Source organism: Pseudomonas sp. SIMBA_068 (genome assembly GCF_046534705.1).
In the GTDB taxonomy this organism is placed as follows: Bacteria; Pseudomonadota; Gammaproteobacteria; order Pseudomonadales; family Pseudomonadaceae; genus Aquipseudomonas; species Aquipseudomonas putida.
In genome coordinates, this window is sequence record NZ_JAWRYI010001312.1 from 1 (window position 1) to 246 (window position 246).

General features: G+C 52.4%; 1 pseudogene. It reads right to left on the minus strand.

The window, feature by feature from the left end:
- Positions 1 to 246, minus strand: a pseudogene (locus tag SB756_RS33830) (pyridoxal kinase); the annotation flags it as partial.

The following is a 246-nucleotide window of genomic DNA, read 5'->3' on the forward strand; positions in this document are numbered from 1 at the left end:
TGATATCGCTGGCAGGCAAACCGTGCCGCACATGAAACTCTGCGACACCCGGTGCAACGATACAGCCTTTTTCCGGATGACCCATTACCGGATCGCAAAAATATTTCGCCTGCGGATTCGCGGCTTTCACCTGACGGACGATACCGAGGATATGTTCACCCTGCTCCGCCGATCCCAGATAGCCACTTAATACGGCATCACAGGTGTGTAATTTATCAATGGCGGCAATGCCTTGCACAATTTCGG